Source organism: Mesorhizobium sp. M4B.F.Ca.ET.089.01.1.1 (assembly GCF_004022605.1).
GTDB classification, from domain to species: Bacteria; Pseudomonadota; Alphaproteobacteria; order Rhizobiales; family Rhizobiaceae; genus Mesorhizobium; species Mesorhizobium abyssinicae.
Genome location: NZ_RZOS01001424.1, coordinates 1 through 448 on the forward strand (window position 1 = coordinate 1; position 448 = coordinate 448).

Here is a 448-nt window from a genome sequence, read left to right on the forward strand (position 1 = left end):
CCTTCACGGCATGCCAAAGCTCGTCCTCGACGATCCTGAGATGCCGCACCTCGGTCCGGATCCATTTTGCTGGCGAATTTGCCCGGGAGACGCGCTTGCCGGTGGCGGGATCCTTGACGAAGTGCAGGCGGTTCCAAACCAGCACACCGGTATAGAGCTCATTGTTGATGACGCCGGTACCCCGGATGACATGCCCGCGCACGCTGGTATCGCCCCAGTGCCGACCGAGCGGGCCGGGAATGCCCTCCTTGTTGAGGTCGACGGCGATAGCCTTCGGGCTCTTGCCGCTGGCAAACTCGCGAAAGATGCGGCGCACGATGGTCGCCTCCTCCGGCACGATCTAGCGGTCACCGCGAATGGGCTCGCCTACGGCATCCAGTTTCTTCACCACATGGTAGCCGTAGCACAGCCCGCCGCCGGCCTTGCCCTTCTCCACCCTCCCCCGCAG

General features: G+C 64.3%; 1 protein-coding gene. It reads right to left on the reverse strand.

The window, feature by feature from the left end:
• Positions 1–316, reverse strand: a 316-nt coding sequence (locus EN780_RS37775) for a recombinase family protein (RefSeq protein WP_245500319.1), incomplete at its 3' end; no start/stop codon positions are given.
• Positions 317–448: the final 132 nt, after the last annotated feature.